Origin of the sequence: Pseudoramibacter faecis (genome assembly GCF_036289405.1) — a bacterium.
In the GTDB taxonomy this organism is placed as follows: Bacteria; Bacillota; Clostridia; order Eubacteriales; family Eubacteriaceae; genus Pseudoramibacter; species Pseudoramibacter faecis.
The window spans coordinates 21,407-35,712 of the sequence record NZ_JAYFFI010000014.1; the positions used below are offsets into that span (position 1 = coordinate 21,407).

At 54.1% G+C, this 14,306-nt stretch carries 20 protein-coding genes and 2 pseudogenes; 12 read left to right on the forward strand and 10 right to left on the reverse strand.

Annotated elements, in window-relative coordinates; translation table 11 throughout:
- Positions 1 to 252: 252 nt before the first annotated feature.
- A complete protein-coding gene (locus tag V3C63_RS09025) occupies positions 253 to 660 on the forward strand; it encodes a BMC domain-containing protein (RefSeq protein ID WP_329887455.1) in 408 nt (135 codons plus the stop codon).
- Between the two features lie 199 nt (positions 661 to 859).
- On the opposite strand, the gene V3C63_RS09030 is transcribed toward V3C63_RS09025, so the two are convergent.
- From V3C63_RS09030 to V3C63_RS09060, 7 genes are all read right to left on the reverse strand, one after another.
- On the reverse strand, positions 860 to 1,030 hold the full coding sequence (locus tag V3C63_RS09030; protein WP_006599568.1) for a DUF362 domain-containing protein: 171 nt from the start codon (positions 1,028 to 1,030) through the stop codon (positions 860 to 862).
- A 96-nt stretch (positions 1,031 to 1,126) separates the two neighbouring features.
- Positions 1,127 to 1,483: a hypothetical protein gene (locus V3C63_RS09035; RefSeq protein WP_329887456.1), complete on the reverse strand. Its 357-nt coding sequence runs from the start codon at positions 1,481 to 1,483 to the stop codon at positions 1,127 to 1,129.
- Positions 1,447 to 2,250, reverse strand: a complete 804-nt coding sequence (locus V3C63_RS09040) for a PSP1 domain-containing protein (protein ID WP_329887457.1) — start codon at positions 2,248 to 2,250, stop codon at positions 1,447 to 1,449. The genes V3C63_RS09035 and V3C63_RS09040 overlap by 37 nt, the downstream gene beginning before the upstream one ends.
- A complete protein-coding gene (holB, locus tag V3C63_RS09045) occupies positions 2,247 to 3,239 on the reverse strand; it encodes a DNA polymerase III subunit delta' (protein WP_329887458.1) in 993 nt (330 codons plus the stop codon). Before holB ends, V3C63_RS09040 begins: the two co-directional genes overlap by 4 nt.
- Before the next feature lie 59 nt (positions 3,240 to 3,298).
- Entirely contained in the window at positions 3,299 to 4,687 is a 1,389-nt protein-coding gene (locus tag V3C63_RS09050) for an aminotransferase class I/II-fold pyridoxal phosphate-dependent enzyme (protein ID WP_329887459.1), read from the reverse strand.
- A complete protein-coding gene (locus V3C63_RS09055; RefSeq protein WP_329887460.1) occupies positions 4,684 to 5,379 on the reverse strand; it encodes a dTMP kinase in 696 nt (231 codons plus the stop codon). The genes V3C63_RS09050 and V3C63_RS09055 overlap by 4 nt, the downstream gene beginning before the upstream one ends.
- Positions 5,380 to 5,496: 117 nt before the next feature.
- Positions 5,497 to 6,099, reverse strand: coding sequence for an HD-GYP domain-containing protein (locus tag V3C63_RS09060; protein WP_329887461.1), 603 nt, complete (start codon positions 6,097 to 6,099; stop codon positions 5,497 to 5,499).
- 261 nt (positions 6,100 to 6,360) lie between these two features.
- On the opposite strand from V3C63_RS09060, the gene ybaK reads away from it, so the two are divergent.
- The 4 genes from ybaK (at position 6,361) to V3C63_RS09080 (ending at position 8,126) form a co-directional block, all read left to right on the forward strand.
- Positions 6,361 to 6,864 carry a Cys-tRNA(Pro) deacylase gene (gene ybaK / locus V3C63_RS09065; RefSeq protein WP_329887462.1) on the forward strand — a complete coding sequence of 168 codons (504 nt, stop codon included), beginning with the start codon at positions 6,361 to 6,363 and terminating at the stop codon, positions 6,862 to 6,864.
- Between the two features lie 14 nt (positions 6,865 to 6,878).
- Positions 6,879 to 7,205, forward strand: coding sequence for a GNAT family N-acetyltransferase (locus V3C63_RS09070; RefSeq protein WP_329887463.1), 327 nt, complete (start codon positions 6,879 to 6,881; stop codon positions 7,203 to 7,205).
- Positions 7,198 to 7,362, forward strand: a complete 165-nt coding sequence (locus V3C63_RS09075; RefSeq protein ID WP_329887464.1) for a hypothetical protein — start codon at positions 7,198 to 7,200, stop codon at positions 7,360 to 7,362. The genes V3C63_RS09070 and V3C63_RS09075 overlap by 8 nt, the downstream gene beginning before the upstream one ends.
- Positions 7,363 to 7,487: 125 nt before the next feature.
- Positions 7,488 to 8,126 (forward strand): lysozyme family protein, encoded by a 639-nt coding sequence (locus tag V3C63_RS09080; RefSeq protein WP_329887465.1) that lies wholly within the window; start codon positions 7,488 to 7,490, stop codon positions 8,124 to 8,126.
- A gap of 196 nt (positions 8,127 to 8,322) precedes the next feature.
- Here the strand turns inward: V3C63_RS09080 and V3C63_RS09085 are convergent, their stop codons facing one another.
- Genes V3C63_RS09085 through V3C63_RS09095 form a run of 3 tightly spaced genes read right to left on the reverse strand, consistent with a single transcriptional unit; the run spans position 8,323 to position 9,612 of the window.
- The gene (locus V3C63_RS09085; RefSeq protein ID WP_329887466.1) at positions 8,323 to 9,120 is read right to left on the reverse strand and encodes a hypothetical protein; all 798 of its coding nucleotides are present in this window, start codon (positions 9,118 to 9,120) and stop codon (positions 8,323 to 8,325) included.
- Complete coding sequence (locus V3C63_RS09090; protein ID WP_329887467.1) at positions 9,099 to 9,434, reverse strand: hypothetical protein; 336 nt, start codon at positions 9,432 to 9,434, stop codon at positions 9,099 to 9,101. The genes V3C63_RS09085 and V3C63_RS09090 overlap by 22 nt, the downstream gene beginning before the upstream one ends.
- Positions 9,409 to 9,612: a hypothetical protein gene (locus V3C63_RS09095; protein WP_329887468.1), complete on the reverse strand. Its 204-nt coding sequence runs from the start codon at positions 9,610 to 9,612 to the stop codon at positions 9,409 to 9,411. Before V3C63_RS09095 ends, V3C63_RS09090 begins: the two co-directional genes overlap by 26 nt.
- 108 nt (positions 9,613 to 9,720) lie before the next feature.
- On the opposite strand from V3C63_RS09095, the pseudogene V3C63_RS09100 reads away from it, so the two are divergent.
- The 7 genes and pseudogenes from V3C63_RS09100 to V3C63_RS09135 form a co-directional block, all read left to right on the forward strand.
- Positions 9,721 to 10,122 (forward strand): annotated as a pseudogene (locus tag V3C63_RS09100) (DUF6017 domain-containing protein); the annotation flags it as partial.
- Positions 10,123 to 10,145: 23 nt separating this feature from the next.
- Positions 10,146 to 10,358: a DUF5348 domain-containing protein gene (locus V3C63_RS09105; RefSeq protein ID WP_329887469.1), complete on the forward strand. Its 213-nt coding sequence runs from the start codon at positions 10,146 to 10,148 to the stop codon at positions 10,356 to 10,358.
- 40 nt (positions 10,359 to 10,398) lie between these two features.
- Positions 10,399 to 10,911, forward strand: coding sequence for a PcfB family protein (locus tag V3C63_RS09110; RefSeq protein ID WP_329887470.1), 513 nt, complete (start codon positions 10,399 to 10,401; stop codon positions 10,909 to 10,911).
- Between the two features lie 693 nt (positions 10,912 to 11,604).
- A pseudogene (locus tag V3C63_RS11830) lies at positions 11,605 to 12,042 on the forward strand (CHAP domain-containing protein); the annotation flags it as partial.
- A 580-nt stretch (positions 12,043 to 12,622) separates the two neighbouring features.
- Entirely contained in the window at positions 12,623 to 13,231 is a 609-nt protein-coding gene (locus V3C63_RS09125) for a class I SAM-dependent methyltransferase (RefSeq protein WP_329887473.1), read from the forward strand.
- 107 nt (positions 13,232 to 13,338) lie between these two features.
- On the forward strand, positions 13,339 to 13,995 hold the full coding sequence (locus V3C63_RS09130) for a CPBP family intramembrane glutamic endopeptidase (protein WP_329887474.1): 657 nt from the start codon (positions 13,339 to 13,341) through the stop codon (positions 13,993 to 13,995).
- Positions 13,996 to 14,048: 53 nt separating this feature from the next.
- Positions 14,049 to 14,300, forward strand: coding sequence for a heavy-metal-associated domain-containing protein (locus tag V3C63_RS09135; protein WP_329887475.1), 252 nt, complete (start codon positions 14,049 to 14,051; stop codon positions 14,298 to 14,300).
- Positions 14,301 to 14,306: the final 6 nt, after the last annotated feature.

Sequence of the window (14,306 nt, forward strand, 5' to 3'; positions counted from 1 at the left end):
GATGATGGCGTCACGCCATTATTTTGCTTTGATTTTAGCATAGTTTTCCGCCCATGCCCAATTCTATGGCGAGACCCGTTTATTTTTTAGGATTGGCCCGATTTCCGCCGCATCCATTTTTTCTTTTTGCAGCCCCTGCGTTCTCGCCATTTTTTTCGGTTGTTCCGCTAATTATTGCCTTTATTTCAGCCGCCGCTCGTGCTATATTAAAAACGTATTCTAAATTGATGACGAATGAATCGAGGAAGTAACATGGCAGATTTACCGATGGAACAAATTCTAAATGAAAGAGATGTTCTCAAATCCAACGAGGGCAAAATGCGGATCATTCAGGAAACCGTTCCCGGCAAACAGGTGACCCTCGCCCACATCATCGCGGGCCCGGAAGCCATCGTTTACCAGAAATTGGGGCTGAATCCCGCCATCGACTACTCCCAGGCCGCCATTGGCATCTTGAGCATGACCCCACCGGAGATTGCTGTGATTGCCGGCGACATGGCCTGCAAAACCGCGCATATCGACATCGGGTTTATCGACCGTTTCAGCGGCACACTGATTTTCACCGGGCGCATTTCTGATGTTTCTTCTGCGGTTAAAGCAATTTTAAACTACTTAAAGCGAACTCTCGGGTTCACCATTTGTGATATTACCAAAACCTGATCTCCATTGGCGCTTGCCAATTGTCGATACTTTCTCACCTTCCACCGGTTGCTGGCACGATCGGTGGTTTTTTGTTGGCTTCTTTTTTGTCTGCCACTGTTTCAAGTCACAGGGCATTAAAGCGCAATAAAAAACCACCGGGTGCCGCTCGTGCAAAGCGGCATCTGGTGGTTTTTATCATCAAATTGTAGGTCCGAACTTATTCGGCCGGTGCAATCGCGCCCATCGGGCACTGATCTGCGCAGGAACCGCAGTCGATGCAGGCATCTGCGTCGATCACGTACGGAGAACCTTCAGAAATTGCTTCGGTCGGGCACTGATCCGCGCAAGCACCGCAAGAGATACATTCGTCAGAAATTGTATAGGCCATAATCATACTCCTTTCAGCTCTTTGATATATTAATCATTATACCCAAAGGCCGAATTAAATCAAGATAAAACGAACACTTTTTTCAAATGATTTCGTTTAATCCCTTGGTTTTTTGCCGGTTTCAGCGTTTTTTTCCGTTAGCTTCGGCGAACGTTTCGTGTCTCTGACTGTCTGCCGCTGATGCGAGCCGCCATTCTCATGGCGCGCCTCTTTTCGCCCCGACGGATGATGCCGGTGCCGGGATCTGCGGTGTTCGTCTTTGCCTTCATGGCGATCGTCGTCTCGATAATCCCGATGATTTCTCCCCTTCCCGCGATGGGTGTTTTCGCCATCGCCGTCGTCACTATCGTCATGGTCCTCCTGGCGTTTTTGCTGCCGCCGCCGGTTATTCGCCTGGACATGCTTGTTCCCGGATTTCACCACTTCATCCATGCCGAAGGTTTTGATTTCCATTCGTCATTGTCCGTCTGCATTTTTACGAGCACTTTTTCTTCCAGCACGTTCAGGCGGTACACCTGGCCTTCGCCCTCCGGTGTGGTTACCCAGTTGCCGATCTTTGGCATGCGCTTGGTCACATCGTGATAAAATTCGTCCTCATAGGTCAGGCAGCAGAGCAAGCGGCCGCACACGCCGGAAATCTTAGACGAATTGAGCGACAAGCCCTGTTCCTTCGCCATTTTAATGGATACCGGACGGAAATTGTCCAGCCACTTCGAACAGCAGGTTTCCCGGCCGCAGATGCCCAGAGTGTGGAACATCTTGACCTCGTCCCGAACGCCGATCTGCCGCAGTTCAATGCGCAGATGAAAGATCGAAGCCAATTCCCGAACCAGCTTTCTGAAATCGAGCCGCCCGTCCGCCGTGAAATAAAAGATGGCCTTCTTGCGGTCAAAGGTGAAAGATACGTTGATGAGTTTCATATCCAGCTCATTGGCCCTGGCCCGTTCGTCAAACACGTTGCGGGCTTCATTTTCCCTTTCCTTCAAGGTCTGATAGTCCTGCTGATCTTTCTCCGTCGCCACCCGCAGCACCGGCTTAGCCGGCGTCTGCAGACTGGTCTCGTCGATGGTTTTTGGCGCCAGCGCCGCCTCTCCATATTCGATCCCCTGGGCGGTTTGCACGACCAGCGGATCGCCACGGTGGATCTCAAGGCCGGTGGTGTCAAAATAATACACCTTCCCGCCCGGCTTGAATCGCACGCCGACGATTTTTATCTTCATGATTGGTTCTCCTGTAATTCCGATATTTTTAATAACGCGGCTTCCCACTGGATGCGCGGGTTGGCGTTGGTCGTCAGCCGGCGGCCGAGCTCAAACAAAATCTCCCGGATCCCGTCGATTTGCGTCGGGCTCGCCAAGGCCATCAATTGTCCGGCATCTGCCGAAAGCGCCGACGCCCCGCGACCCGTCAAGGCCGCCGCCTGCGCTTCGCTCAACCCGCGGATCAACGCGGCGATCACCGCCTGAGCGCCAGTATCTTTGCCGATTTTTTCCGCAAAGGGAAACAGCGTCTGTAGCTGCCCCTTCAGTATATCACAAATCACCTCAAACGCCGCATGGTTTAAAACTTCGGCTGCTTCGCCCTGCCACCGGGCCAATGCCCGCCCGGGGCACCCCTGCGCGCCCTGCACCAGCGCGTCCATCTGCGCCGCTTCACAGCCGGCGGCCTCGAGCACGGCACGCATCTGCCGATCGTTTAGCGGATCGAGTGTCAATCGCTGGCACCGTGAACGAATGGTGGGTAAAATCTTTTCGCCGTTTTCCGCCAGGATGATAAACACGTTGCCCGGTTCCGGCTCTTCCAGCGATTTAAGCAGGGCATTTTGCGCCTCGGGCGTCATCGTTTCTCCCTGGGCGATCAGGCAGACGCGGCTGCCCCCATCAAAGGTGCGGGCGGCAATGGCCGTCAATAATTGCCGGACCTGGACGATCTTGATATTTTTCGCCCCTTCCTGCGGAGCTACCTTCAAAAAATCCGGATGGGTTTCCGCCGCCACGTGCCGGCAGGAGGCGCATTCGCCGCATGGCCGCTGCGCCGCCGGCGCCGTGCATAAAATCGCCTTAGCAAAAGCCCGGGCCAGCGTGGTCTTGCCGATGCCCCGCGGCCCCGTCAGCAAATACGCGTGGCTGATCTGATCCTGCTGAACGGCCCGCGTCAGCAAATTTTTAATGCGTTCCTGGCCGATGATCCCTTCAAACATGGCGCCCATGCGCGGCTCCTTTCTGATTCATTCTCGTTTGATGCCGGTTTTGTACCGTTCTTCATGCGCTATTGCGCATCGGTGTCAACAACCGTCACGCCGCCCCGGGCATCGACGCCCATCACGGTGATGCCTGCCGCCAATTGCGCCTGCACATAGGCGATAAGCGGCGCCGTCAGGCGGTCTCCCGGCAACACGACGGGCACGCCCGGCGGATAGGGAATAAGTATTTCCCCGCTGATCATCCCCTCGGCCCAGGTCAACGACACACGGCGCTTGGCCGCGCTAAAGGCCCGCCACAGCGGCCAGGTCTGATTAAAGCGCTCCGCCGGCAGTGTTGGATTTATATTGCTTTTTTCTGCCGGCTGGCCAACGCGGCGGTTGTTTTCCGCCACCGCCCGGATCAACTGCCTAAGATCCCCGACGGTGGTGCCAATCCCGGTGAGGGCCAGCAGCCAATGGGGCGTCTCCAGCTCGCAGTAAATCCCCTGCTCGCGCAAATGGCGCCCGACGACCATGCCGCTGCCATCCCGAACCCCGTAGAGCCACTTGCTCGCATCGTAGCTTCCGGCCGGCGCGTATAAAAACAAATTATCGGTCGCCTGCGCGGCCTCGGCCGCTACCCGGTGAGCCCGGGCAATGGCGCCGAACACGGCAGCGCCGCGATCAGCCGCCTCGGCGACGGCGCGTTCCACCGAGCGCATCAAACCGTAATTCGGGCTCGACGATTGTAGCATCGCAAGCCGCGCCGAAAGCCGTTCGTCATCGATGCGGTCACTGCAGCGGTGCAGCAGCGATCCCTGAGTCAGGGCCCCCAGCATTTTATGGGTGCTCTGCACCACCACATCGGCTCCAGCTGTCACCGCATCCGTCGGGTATGCCTTGCCAAACGCCAAATGCGCCCCGTGGGCCTCGTCGACGATCAGCCACTTTCCGGCCCGGTGCATCCGTTCGGCAATCGCCCGGGTGTCCGACACCGTCCCGTAATAAGTCGGCGTGGTCAACACCATGCCCCGGCAATCCGGATGGGACAAAAGCGCCTGTGCCACCTGTTCCGATGTCACCGCTCCGGGAAAGCCCAGGATTTCATCCGGCGCCGGGTCGATAAACACGCCGCAAATCCGCCCCAGAGTCAGCGCTGTCAAAACCGATCGGTGAGAATTGCTCGGAACGATCACCGTGTCCCCTTCGCCGGTGCCGGCCAATATCGCCGCGATGAGTCCAACCGTGGTGCCCCCCACCAAAATATGCGCTGCTTTGGATCCATAAACCCGGGCCAACTCCCGCTGACTTTCGGCGATGGCCCCCGTCGGGTGGTGCAGATTGTCCGTTCCCGGCAGCTCCGTCACATCGAGGGCCGCCCCGGCAAAGCCCCGGCCCTTATGCCCCGGCATGTGCAGGCGCACCCGGTCCTGATCCGCAAAGGCGCGCAGGGTGTCGTTAAGCGGCGTCTTCACGCCAATATCCCCTGATCCCGCAGCGCCGTCTCGATGGCACCGCCGATGACATCCACACTTTGCAAAACACCGTCCTTCAGGCAGTCAATGCGCGTCCAGCCGTAACGGGCGACCAATTCCCACCCGGCGCGATAGGCTCGCTCGAGATAAGCCGGGTGGCTTTCGTGAATATCCTTGGCCGCTTCCCCCGTCATTTTATTGGTGCGGCCGGCAATGAGCGCCCCGCTGGCCTCCGGGGGCATATCCAGATAAATCACCGCGTCCGGTCGGGGCAGCCCCAGCAGGCGAAATTCATAATCTTCCAGCCAGTCGAGAAAGGCCTGCCGCGCCGCCGCATCCACGATCTTGCCGGCCTGATGCAGCATGTTGGAGGTGGTGTAGCGGTCGGCGATCACCAGGCCGCCGCCGGCCAGAAACGGCCCGACCTCCTGCCGATAGGAAGCATAGCGGTCGGCCGCGAAAAAAGTCGCCGCGACATAGGGGCTGACGGCATCGGGATCCGCTCCGAAATCGCCGGCCAGATAGTGGCGCACCATCGCGGAAGAATCCTCGTCATAGCGGGGATAAGCCACCCGCAACACCCGTTTTCCCTGCGCCGCCAGCCGGCCGTAAAGCCGCAGGGACTGCGTTTGCTTGCCGGAGCCGTCGACCCCCTCGATCACGATGAGTTTACCCGCTTGTTGTTTTGCCATTGAACCTGCCTCCGTTGATTGAATGGCTTCATTATAGCACAGAATGCACAAAATCCCCGCATTAAAAAAGCAGAGCCACACTCTGCTTTTTTAATGGCTCCAATGCTTTCGCATGCCTTATCTTAATTCATCGATGAGTTCAAGCCGGGTGTGTTCAACAAAAATGTCGACAATGTCAGGATCAAAAAAAGTGCCCGAGCGTTTGGCGATCGCATCCAGACTCTTGACCACGGAATTCCGGGTGAACACCCCGTGGCCGCTGCGCAGACCTGTAAAGGAATTGGCCACCGCGCAGACCCGGGCCAAAAAAGGAATCTCCTTTCCCGCCAGTCCGTCCGGATAGCCGGAGCCGTCAAAGCATTCGTGATGATACAGCGCGATCTGCTCCGCGGCAAAGCAAAAATCTGCCGCCTCAGGCGCCTGCTCGCGCACCCGCGAAAACACATGCTGGCCGTAATCCACATGGGCCATCGCCCGAAGGCGCTGTTCGTTGGAATAAAGCGCCCGGTAATCGTTGAGCTCCACCGGCAGGAGCACTTTGCCGATATCGTGAAAGTCGAAGGGGGACAGCCCCTCCCACATCAAGCTTTTCTCCAAATGTTTCATGTCGAGCATGCGCAGAATCACCCGCATGTATTGCCCGGTTTCCATATTGTGCCAAATGCTGGTCTTCGGCAGTCGATTCATGATATTGATTAAAGTTTTCGCCGCCTCCTTCATCGACCGTCGCCTTTCGTTTTTTGATTTCTTCTTGCTTTTTATTTAAAGAAGTTTTAATTTATTTATTATCATATCAAAAGGCGGCGGGCATCACAAGCAAATTTTCAACGGGATTGCCGATTCATCAAAAGCCCGCGCCCTGCAGCGAAAAAATAAAATTCGCGCAGCGCGCATGAATCCTTCTGAATTTTGAGCGTCTTTGTGTTATAATGCCTTCAAAATTCATCGGCGCTCATCAGCCGTCCCTTCTGCGAGGCAACCATGTCGAAAAAACATAAAAAACAAAAAAACGACGCCCACAAAACCAACGTCATGCGCATCCTGGACCAGGCCCATCTGTATTACGAAGCCCAGTTTTACGAGGCTGACGGCGGTGCTCTCGACGGGGTTTCCGTCGCGGACAAAATCGGCGAAGACCCAAACGAAGTCTTTAAGACCCTGGTGTGCCGCGGCCATTCCGGGGGCTTCAAAGTCTTTGTGATTCCCGTCGCCGCCGAGCTCGACCTGAAAAAAGCGGCCCGCGCCGCGAGCGAAAAATCCATCGTCATGATTCCTCAAAAAGAACTTTTGCCAAACACCGGTTATATTCACGGCGGCTGCTCGCCCATCGGGATGAAAAAAAATTATCCCACCTTCATCGACAAAGCGGCCGAGGATCAAACGCGCATTTATGTCTCCGGCGGCAGGGTCGGCGCCCAGGTCGGGCTTGATCCCCGGACCCTTGCCGAATTTGTCGGTGCCCCTTTCTGCCCTTTAACGCGCTGAGCCGCGTGCATTCAATGGATCATCATCCACGAGGATTTTTTATGAACATTCAAAAACATGTCACCACCGACCGCATCGACTACCGCGATGCCGACACCGGCGCACTTTTAGCCGAAATCGATTTCCCGGTTACTGATGCCGGCGTGCAGACCATCGTGCACACCTTCACCGACGACAGCCTGCGCGGCCAGGGTATCGCCGGCGAGCTGGTGCAAGCCGCCATCGACACCATCCACAAAAACGGCAACCGCGTCGCCGCTACCTGCTCCTATGCCCAAACCTGGCTGGAACGCCACCCCGACGCGCTTGCCGGCGAATCCGAGGGAGGCGCCCATGCCTGACTGCGATCACGCCCATAGTGACGCCTACTACAACACCCTGGACGCCATCATCAAGGCCATTAACCAAAAGCTCCCCGACGCCGCCATCCACGACAGCGAAACCCTGGAACGTCTTCTCGACGACGTGCTGATGCACTTTAAGTACGAGATGCTTTAAACAGAGCGGATGCTCTGTTTTTTTCGGTCTTGGCATGCCTTTAAGTTTTCTGCTTTACAATAGAGACTTCATCATCCATGCCATAGATAAGCATGGATCAAAAATCTGATAAAGGAGCATCGTTTTTGCACCGCCGAAAAAGAACAAAAAAAAATCGCCGTCGGGGCAACGGCTGTCTGATCCTCATGCTCATCGCGCTCATCCTCGTGACCGCCGGCGCCGTCGCCGCCCGCACCGGACTGCTCAGCCAAATTCTGAACAGCGATTGGTTCAACCGCGGACATTTGACCAGGCAGGTGCGCGACTACCGGGAAACCATCGACCGCTACACCGCCGAATACCGGATCCCGGCTTTCACACCCGTGATTCAGGCCATGATGATGCAGGAATCCAAGGGGCTGGGCAGCGACCCGATGCAAGCCAGCGAATCGCCCCACAATGTGATTTATCAAAAATCCCCCAACAGCATCCAGGATCCCGATTATTCGATTCAAGTGGGGACGAAATATTTTGCCGAGTGCCTCAAGATCGCCGGCTGCAGCCGCCCGGGCCAAACCAACCGCCTGATGTTAGCCATTCAGGGGTACAATTTCGGCAACGGCTATATCAGATGGGCCCTCATCCGGGACGACGGCTATTCCCAGACCAACGCCAGGGACTTCAGCGCGCGGATGAAAGCCCGCCTGGGCTGGAGCAGCTACGGCGATCCCCAATACGCCCAAAAGGTGATGCACTATTACCAGCAGATCCTTGACGAAAATTAACCCCTCACGTTCCCATACGGAGCGACGGGGGCCTTTTATTTTTCGGCCGCTCATTACCCATGCCAGCCGGGCATTGCAACGCTGTTTTTCTCGTTTTATCCTCTTATCCTCCCTCCGCGGAGAAATCCCCTCAAGGTCTCGGGCGTGGCAGGCCGGCTCCATACAAAAATCCTCGAGCCCGCTTGTCATGCCTTTCCTATTTTCCAGCCAAATCGCTGAGCTTGCCCTTTTCAATGATCTCAGAATGAAATTGATAGTCCTTACCCGGCGTGCCGCGTTCTGTCGTCTTAACAATTTCATACGTCCCTTTATCTGTGTCAATATTAAGAAAATTCTCCGTTTCCACAGGAACGCCCATGTCTTTTTGGGCCTCCTTTCTGATATTTTCTTCGAGCCTGCTCATCCCGTTGCTTTTGGACAGCCACGTAAAAATGATGAAGGTACCGCGCTTTCTCCGGCACGATTCCGAAAAATGCTCTTTGATCCAACGATCATGCAGGTCTCCGTCGGCGCTCCGCTCAACTTTTGTAAGCTTCGGCCCGCCCGCCGTATATCTGAACCGGATAATGGCCTCTCCGGAAGCGCCCGACATGCTGTAGGCTCCTCCCTTAACGGCAACGTATTCGACGACATTTAAGTAAACATAGGCCGTCCCTTTACCGCCGTCTTTGTCAATGCCAAAGACTTCGGCGTCCGCAAAAGCTTTATCCGGAACGTCCCTTACGCGCGCGGTCCTTATTTCACTTTCCGCCACTTGCTTCATCAAGGTCCGCAAATCCGGCTGGCTCAAATTTACGTTTTCGTTTGGATGATTCCCATGGCTGTTATTCCGGTTCTGCCCGGCGCATCCCGCCGTCACCACGATCACCATGACCGATATAAAAACAATGCCGATCATCTTCCCCGTGTTTTTACCCACCATTTCCTCCGCCGGCCTTTCAATCACTGCAGCCTGTGCCGCCGTCTTGGGATTTATCTCTCCAAAAGTATCCATTGTGCGGCCATCACATCGTTTTCTATATCATCCTCATTTAATCCGCGTTTTAAAAATAATGCATCCCAGATCTGCGTCATCTTCTCAACAGTTTCACATTCTACCTGGAAGTATCCGGTGTTGAGTTCAATACCCACATATACGTTACCCCACAGCACATAGGTCACAACCTCGGGATACCGTGTGCCATTTTCCTGCGCATTCAGGCGGACAATTTGTTCAAATTCGGGTATTTGTTTCTGCGGCGGCGCATATTTGGCAATAAAGGAATCATTGAGTTCACGGTCGCTAACGGCCGCTAATACGGCTTGCACGCAGTTTTCCTTTATTTTTTGAATACAGCTTTTCCCACGCATCCAGTTTTTCTTTCGTTACCGCTGTCGTAATCATCTGCCAAATTCTAATTCGATTATTTCCTCCGCCGCCCAAACCAAAACAACCCATCCGGGAATGGTTCCCCGTCACTTTCTCTGCGTCCAATCCTTTATCCAAGTCCGGTCTTTCGCCCAGCGATGTGCGTTCCGATAAATAAAATTTTATCTATTTTATTCTCTGCCTTCTGGAAAAATAAAATAAAGGAAAAGAACGGAAAGAAGCGACGCCTGCAAGGTCTATGAGGAAATCATCAGGGAGAATATCGAGTACGACTATCTCCTGCAGGAGTTCCGCTTGGAAAAAGACCGAGTAGACGAGATCGTAGACCTGATCCTTGAAACCGTGTGCAGCGCCAGAAAGACGCTCCGCGTTGCCGGGGACGACTACCCGGCAGAGCTGGTCAAGGCAAAGTTTATGAAGCTGGACAGCGAACACATCCGCTTTGTGCTGGACTGTATGCGGGAGAACACCACCAGAATCCGCAACATCAGACAATACCTGCGGGCGGCGCTGTTCAATGCCCCGTCCACTATCTATTACACATCCCTTGTCTCTCACGACATGGCAAGCGGCGCGTTGCCGCCGCCAAAGCGGAAGTACATCTGCAACGAGGTGGAAAGCCTGTAACCGCGAAAAGGAGGACAACCACCATGAAACAGGGCGCATTATTCTACGACGAGCTGACAGACCGCTACGACATCCGCTTTGACCTGACGGACTACTGCGGCGGACCGCATGCCGGGGATTGTCTGGAAGTCTTTACCCGCGGCAAATGGAAGCCTGCCCGGATGGAGTACGGCGAGAATTGGCATCTTGTCGGCATCCGCGCCGACGACCTGAACGGCCTGCGGGTGCGGGTTTAACCGTCATTACTGCAAAATTCCGAGGAAAGGAAGCCGGTAAATGCAGGATGAAGTCAATGAAAAAGTCATTGCCCTGTCTATCAGGGGCACAAAGATCACCGCAAGGATATTACAGCAGGCGATCAAAGCTATTCTTGCGGAAGTGCAAAAGGAGCTGGCAAAGAAACAAAAGAAACAGCAGACCATCCCCCACGGGAAGCAGACCCTAAAGCAGCTTGTGCGCCAAAACGCCGGTGTCTCCAATATCGAGATCACCGGCGAGAACATCAAAGCCTTTGAGAGTACCGCCAAAAAATACGGGATCGACTTTGCGCTGAAAAAGGACGCCAGCGAAGTTCCGCCCCGCTACCTTGTGTTTTTCAAGGGCCGGGACGCGGACGCGCTCATGGCGGCCTTTCAGGAGTTTTCCGCCAAGAAGCTGACACAGGAGAAAAAGCCGTCCCTGCGGAAATCCCTGTCGGTATTCAAGGAGGCGGCGCAGCAGAAAAACGCGGAGCGCGGCAATTGTAGAAAAGGCTCTTTCTACCCTTTTATTTTCGATACAACTACGTAAAAAGAATCATGTATCTCGTTGCGGAGCGGCACCCCCTGCCGCTCTGCTTCTTTTTTCGGGAGGTGATGCGTGATGCTGCAGATCAAGACGCGGGACGTGCTGAAGGGCACGGTCAAGGCCATTGATAAATCCGCCGTGGCCGCCCAGCGCATGAAAGACGCCTATGTGCGGGTGAAGGATAAGGCGGAGCACGGCTATGACAGCGCAGAAAGCTCCCCGGAGGAATACGCCACGGACCGTGTTTCCACGCTTTCCGATTCGATGCTCCATGAGGCCGGGCACCAGTTGGACAGGCAGGGCCGGAAGGCCGTCAAAGAGACAGCGGACAACATCTCCAAGGCAAAGGAGTCTTTCAAACAGAAAAAAGCGGAACAGCCCATACAGAAAGCGCGGGAGCAGGCAAAGCAGGCCGCCCGGTCCGCAGGGAAAGCGCCGTCTGCCAGCGGGCCGGTATCAGGCGGCAGCACCCAGGCCGGGACAGATCCCGGACAGGCCGCAGGACGGATCGTGCGCCGGGAGGACATCCCCATCCGCACGCGCGGGCAAAACCCGCTTGCTGTAAGGCAGTCGTCGCGTTCCGCGGGAAACGCCGCGGAGTTTTCCGATATGCAGGCGGCAAGGCTGGGCTGGAGCAGCTACGGCGACAAGCAGTATGTGGCACACTTCCTGCGCTACTATCCCTATGGTCGGGCGTTCAGCATGGGCTTTGGCAACCAGGCCATCGTGGAGCTGGCATTGTCCCAGCTCGGACAGCAGGGCGGGCAGCCCTACTGGTCCTGGTACGGGTTTGACGGCCGCGTGGAATGGTGCGCCTGCTTCGTGAGTTGGTGTGCCAACGAGTACGGCTACATCGAGGCGGGGCTCATCCCCAGATTCTCCCTCTGCTCCGATTGCGTGACCTGGTTTGTGGCACAGGGCCAGTAGCAGGGCCGAAACTATGAACCGGTGGCCGGGGACATCATCTTTTTTGACTGGGGCGCGGATGGCACCATTGACCACGTGGGCATCGTGGAATATTGTGAAAACGGCGTGGTCCATACCGTAGAGGGCAACTCCGGTGACGCCTGCCGCCAGCAGCAGTACACCGTGGGAAGCAGCGGTATCTACGGATACGGGCTTCCGGCGTATTGAGAAAGGTGAAAAGAGCACGGAAGCTCTTTTCACCGTACATAGCTTGCAAAACGATAAACAATAGGATATAATTTAGTTAGCATTACCTAACCAGATCTTGGAACAATCCCTGAGTAATGTAATTTGGTGGAATCATTTGTTTATTCCCAGGCAAGCTCTAATAATTCTTTACAAGACAGTATACTCATCTATAAAACACATCGGCAAAGAAACCACTTTCACATCACTCCAGTTTTACGAAGAAAAGCTTGACTGAAGTCGTACATCTCTTTGATTTACGATACAACAAGCGATAGGCCAAGAAGGACAGAGTGGTGACATTAAATCAATGCATTTTTGATGGGCGTGTTATCGGTTGTGACTGTTCGGCAGATCATGGGCGGTTCCCAGAAATGAAAAAAGGCCGCAACGTTTAACGCTTGAGGTAAAAGCAAACAAAGCCTTTCCCCGGTTGAATAGACCGTGAAGCAATCAGTGATAACTTATTTTTTGTTTATATGTTAGATAAAGCTAACGAATAATGATATAGAGTGTGGATGATGGTCAGGTTTTCGTATGGAAACGAAGAAGGTGCATAGCTTTGTTTTGGGATAATGTAGCCGGCGTTTACGATGTATTCGTAAACGTCATCAACAGAAAAACGCACAGGGCGCTACGCCAAGTTGTGGCCGACTTGATTAATCCGGAAGATGACGTGCTGGAGTGTGCCTGCGGAACAGGGATGCTGAGTTCTGTCATTGCGTCGAAATGCAGAAAGCTGACTGCCATGGATTACTCTAATAAGATGTTGAAAAGGGCAGAGAAAAACTATGCCGCGTATCGGAACATTTCATTCCGCTTTGCAGGCATATCTGCTCTTGATTGTCCAGACAGCACATACGACAAGGTGGTTGCGGGAAACGTGATCCACTTGCTTGACGAACCAATAAAGGCGTTGGACGAGCTGAACCGCGTTTGCAAACCAGGTGGCGTATTGATTATCCCAACGTATATAAATAAAGATCGCAAAGGTAAAAACAGAGGTTTTTCTTCCGCTGTCGGCAAAGCAGGAGCGGATTTCAAGAGGCAATTCACGCCGGATAGCTACCGTCAATTCTTCCTGGACGCGGGATATGAAGACGTGAAAATCACACTGGCAGACGGAAGGATTCCCTGCGCTGTGGCTGTGATGAAGAAGATTATTCGATGATTCATGAATGTATGAAATGAATAATGCCCGGCTATCAGTCGGCGGGTGACATGGGAAAGCGAATCAGAGCATTCTTGTCGAGGACAGATCGAAGCGGAGATATAATAATGAAGCCTGACTTAAGAAAAAAACAGATATCCGGCATTCTTTTGACTTTGGGCGTTTTTGCTGTGGAATTTTTGATCACGGCGGCATATCTCTATCCGAAAGCGCGGAGAGGCGAATTGTTCTCTGCGCGCCGGGCTTCCACGGATCTGCCAGCATTGTTCCTGCAAAGCCTGATCCCGTTCCTATTTCCCGCCGCATTGCTGGTCTTGTTTGCACTGCTGTTGAAAAAGGACTTTGCCCCCAAACTGTACTTGACGCTTCATGGGACGTGGCAGCGGGTAACCGCGCTCGTTCTCTGCACGGCAATTTTGGGAATCACCTGCTATTGCCTGATCGTCAAGGCGGACAGTGCTGCGGTCCTGTTCAGCCTGCTCTATTATTTGGTCTTTATCGCATTTGCAGAAGAATTTGTGTGCCGAGATGTTTGTCCCTATTTCCTGCGGAACTTCTCATGGCCGGTTCGGTATTTGATCCCGAATATCTGCTTTGCGATCCTGCATGTTTTCGCTTATGCGAATTGGGACAAGATCGGCGGCGCTTATCTCTTTCGGTTTGTTTCTTCAAATCTGCTCGGTCTTGCTGTGGGAGGATGTCTGCTCCAGCTACTTAAGGAAAAGTCCGGTACGATATGGCTGCCTGTGCTTCTCCACGCCTGATGGATTTCTCCGTGATACTGAAGTATTGAAAAATTATATATGGAAGGAAAGCGATGATCAAGACGACAATAAAAATCGAGGGCATGGTGTGCAGGATGTGTGAAGCCCATATCTGTGACACGATTCGGAAGACTGTCCCTTCCGCGAAAAAGGTTGCCGCCTCCCGCAGTAAAAAGGAGGCTTCTCTCCGGACGGAAGACGCTGTGGATACTGACCTCCTGAAATCGGCCGTCAATGCAGGGGGCTATTCCTGTTTGTCTGTGGAGTCTGCTCCCTGTGAAAAGAAAGGCTGGTTCGGGCGATGAAGTATC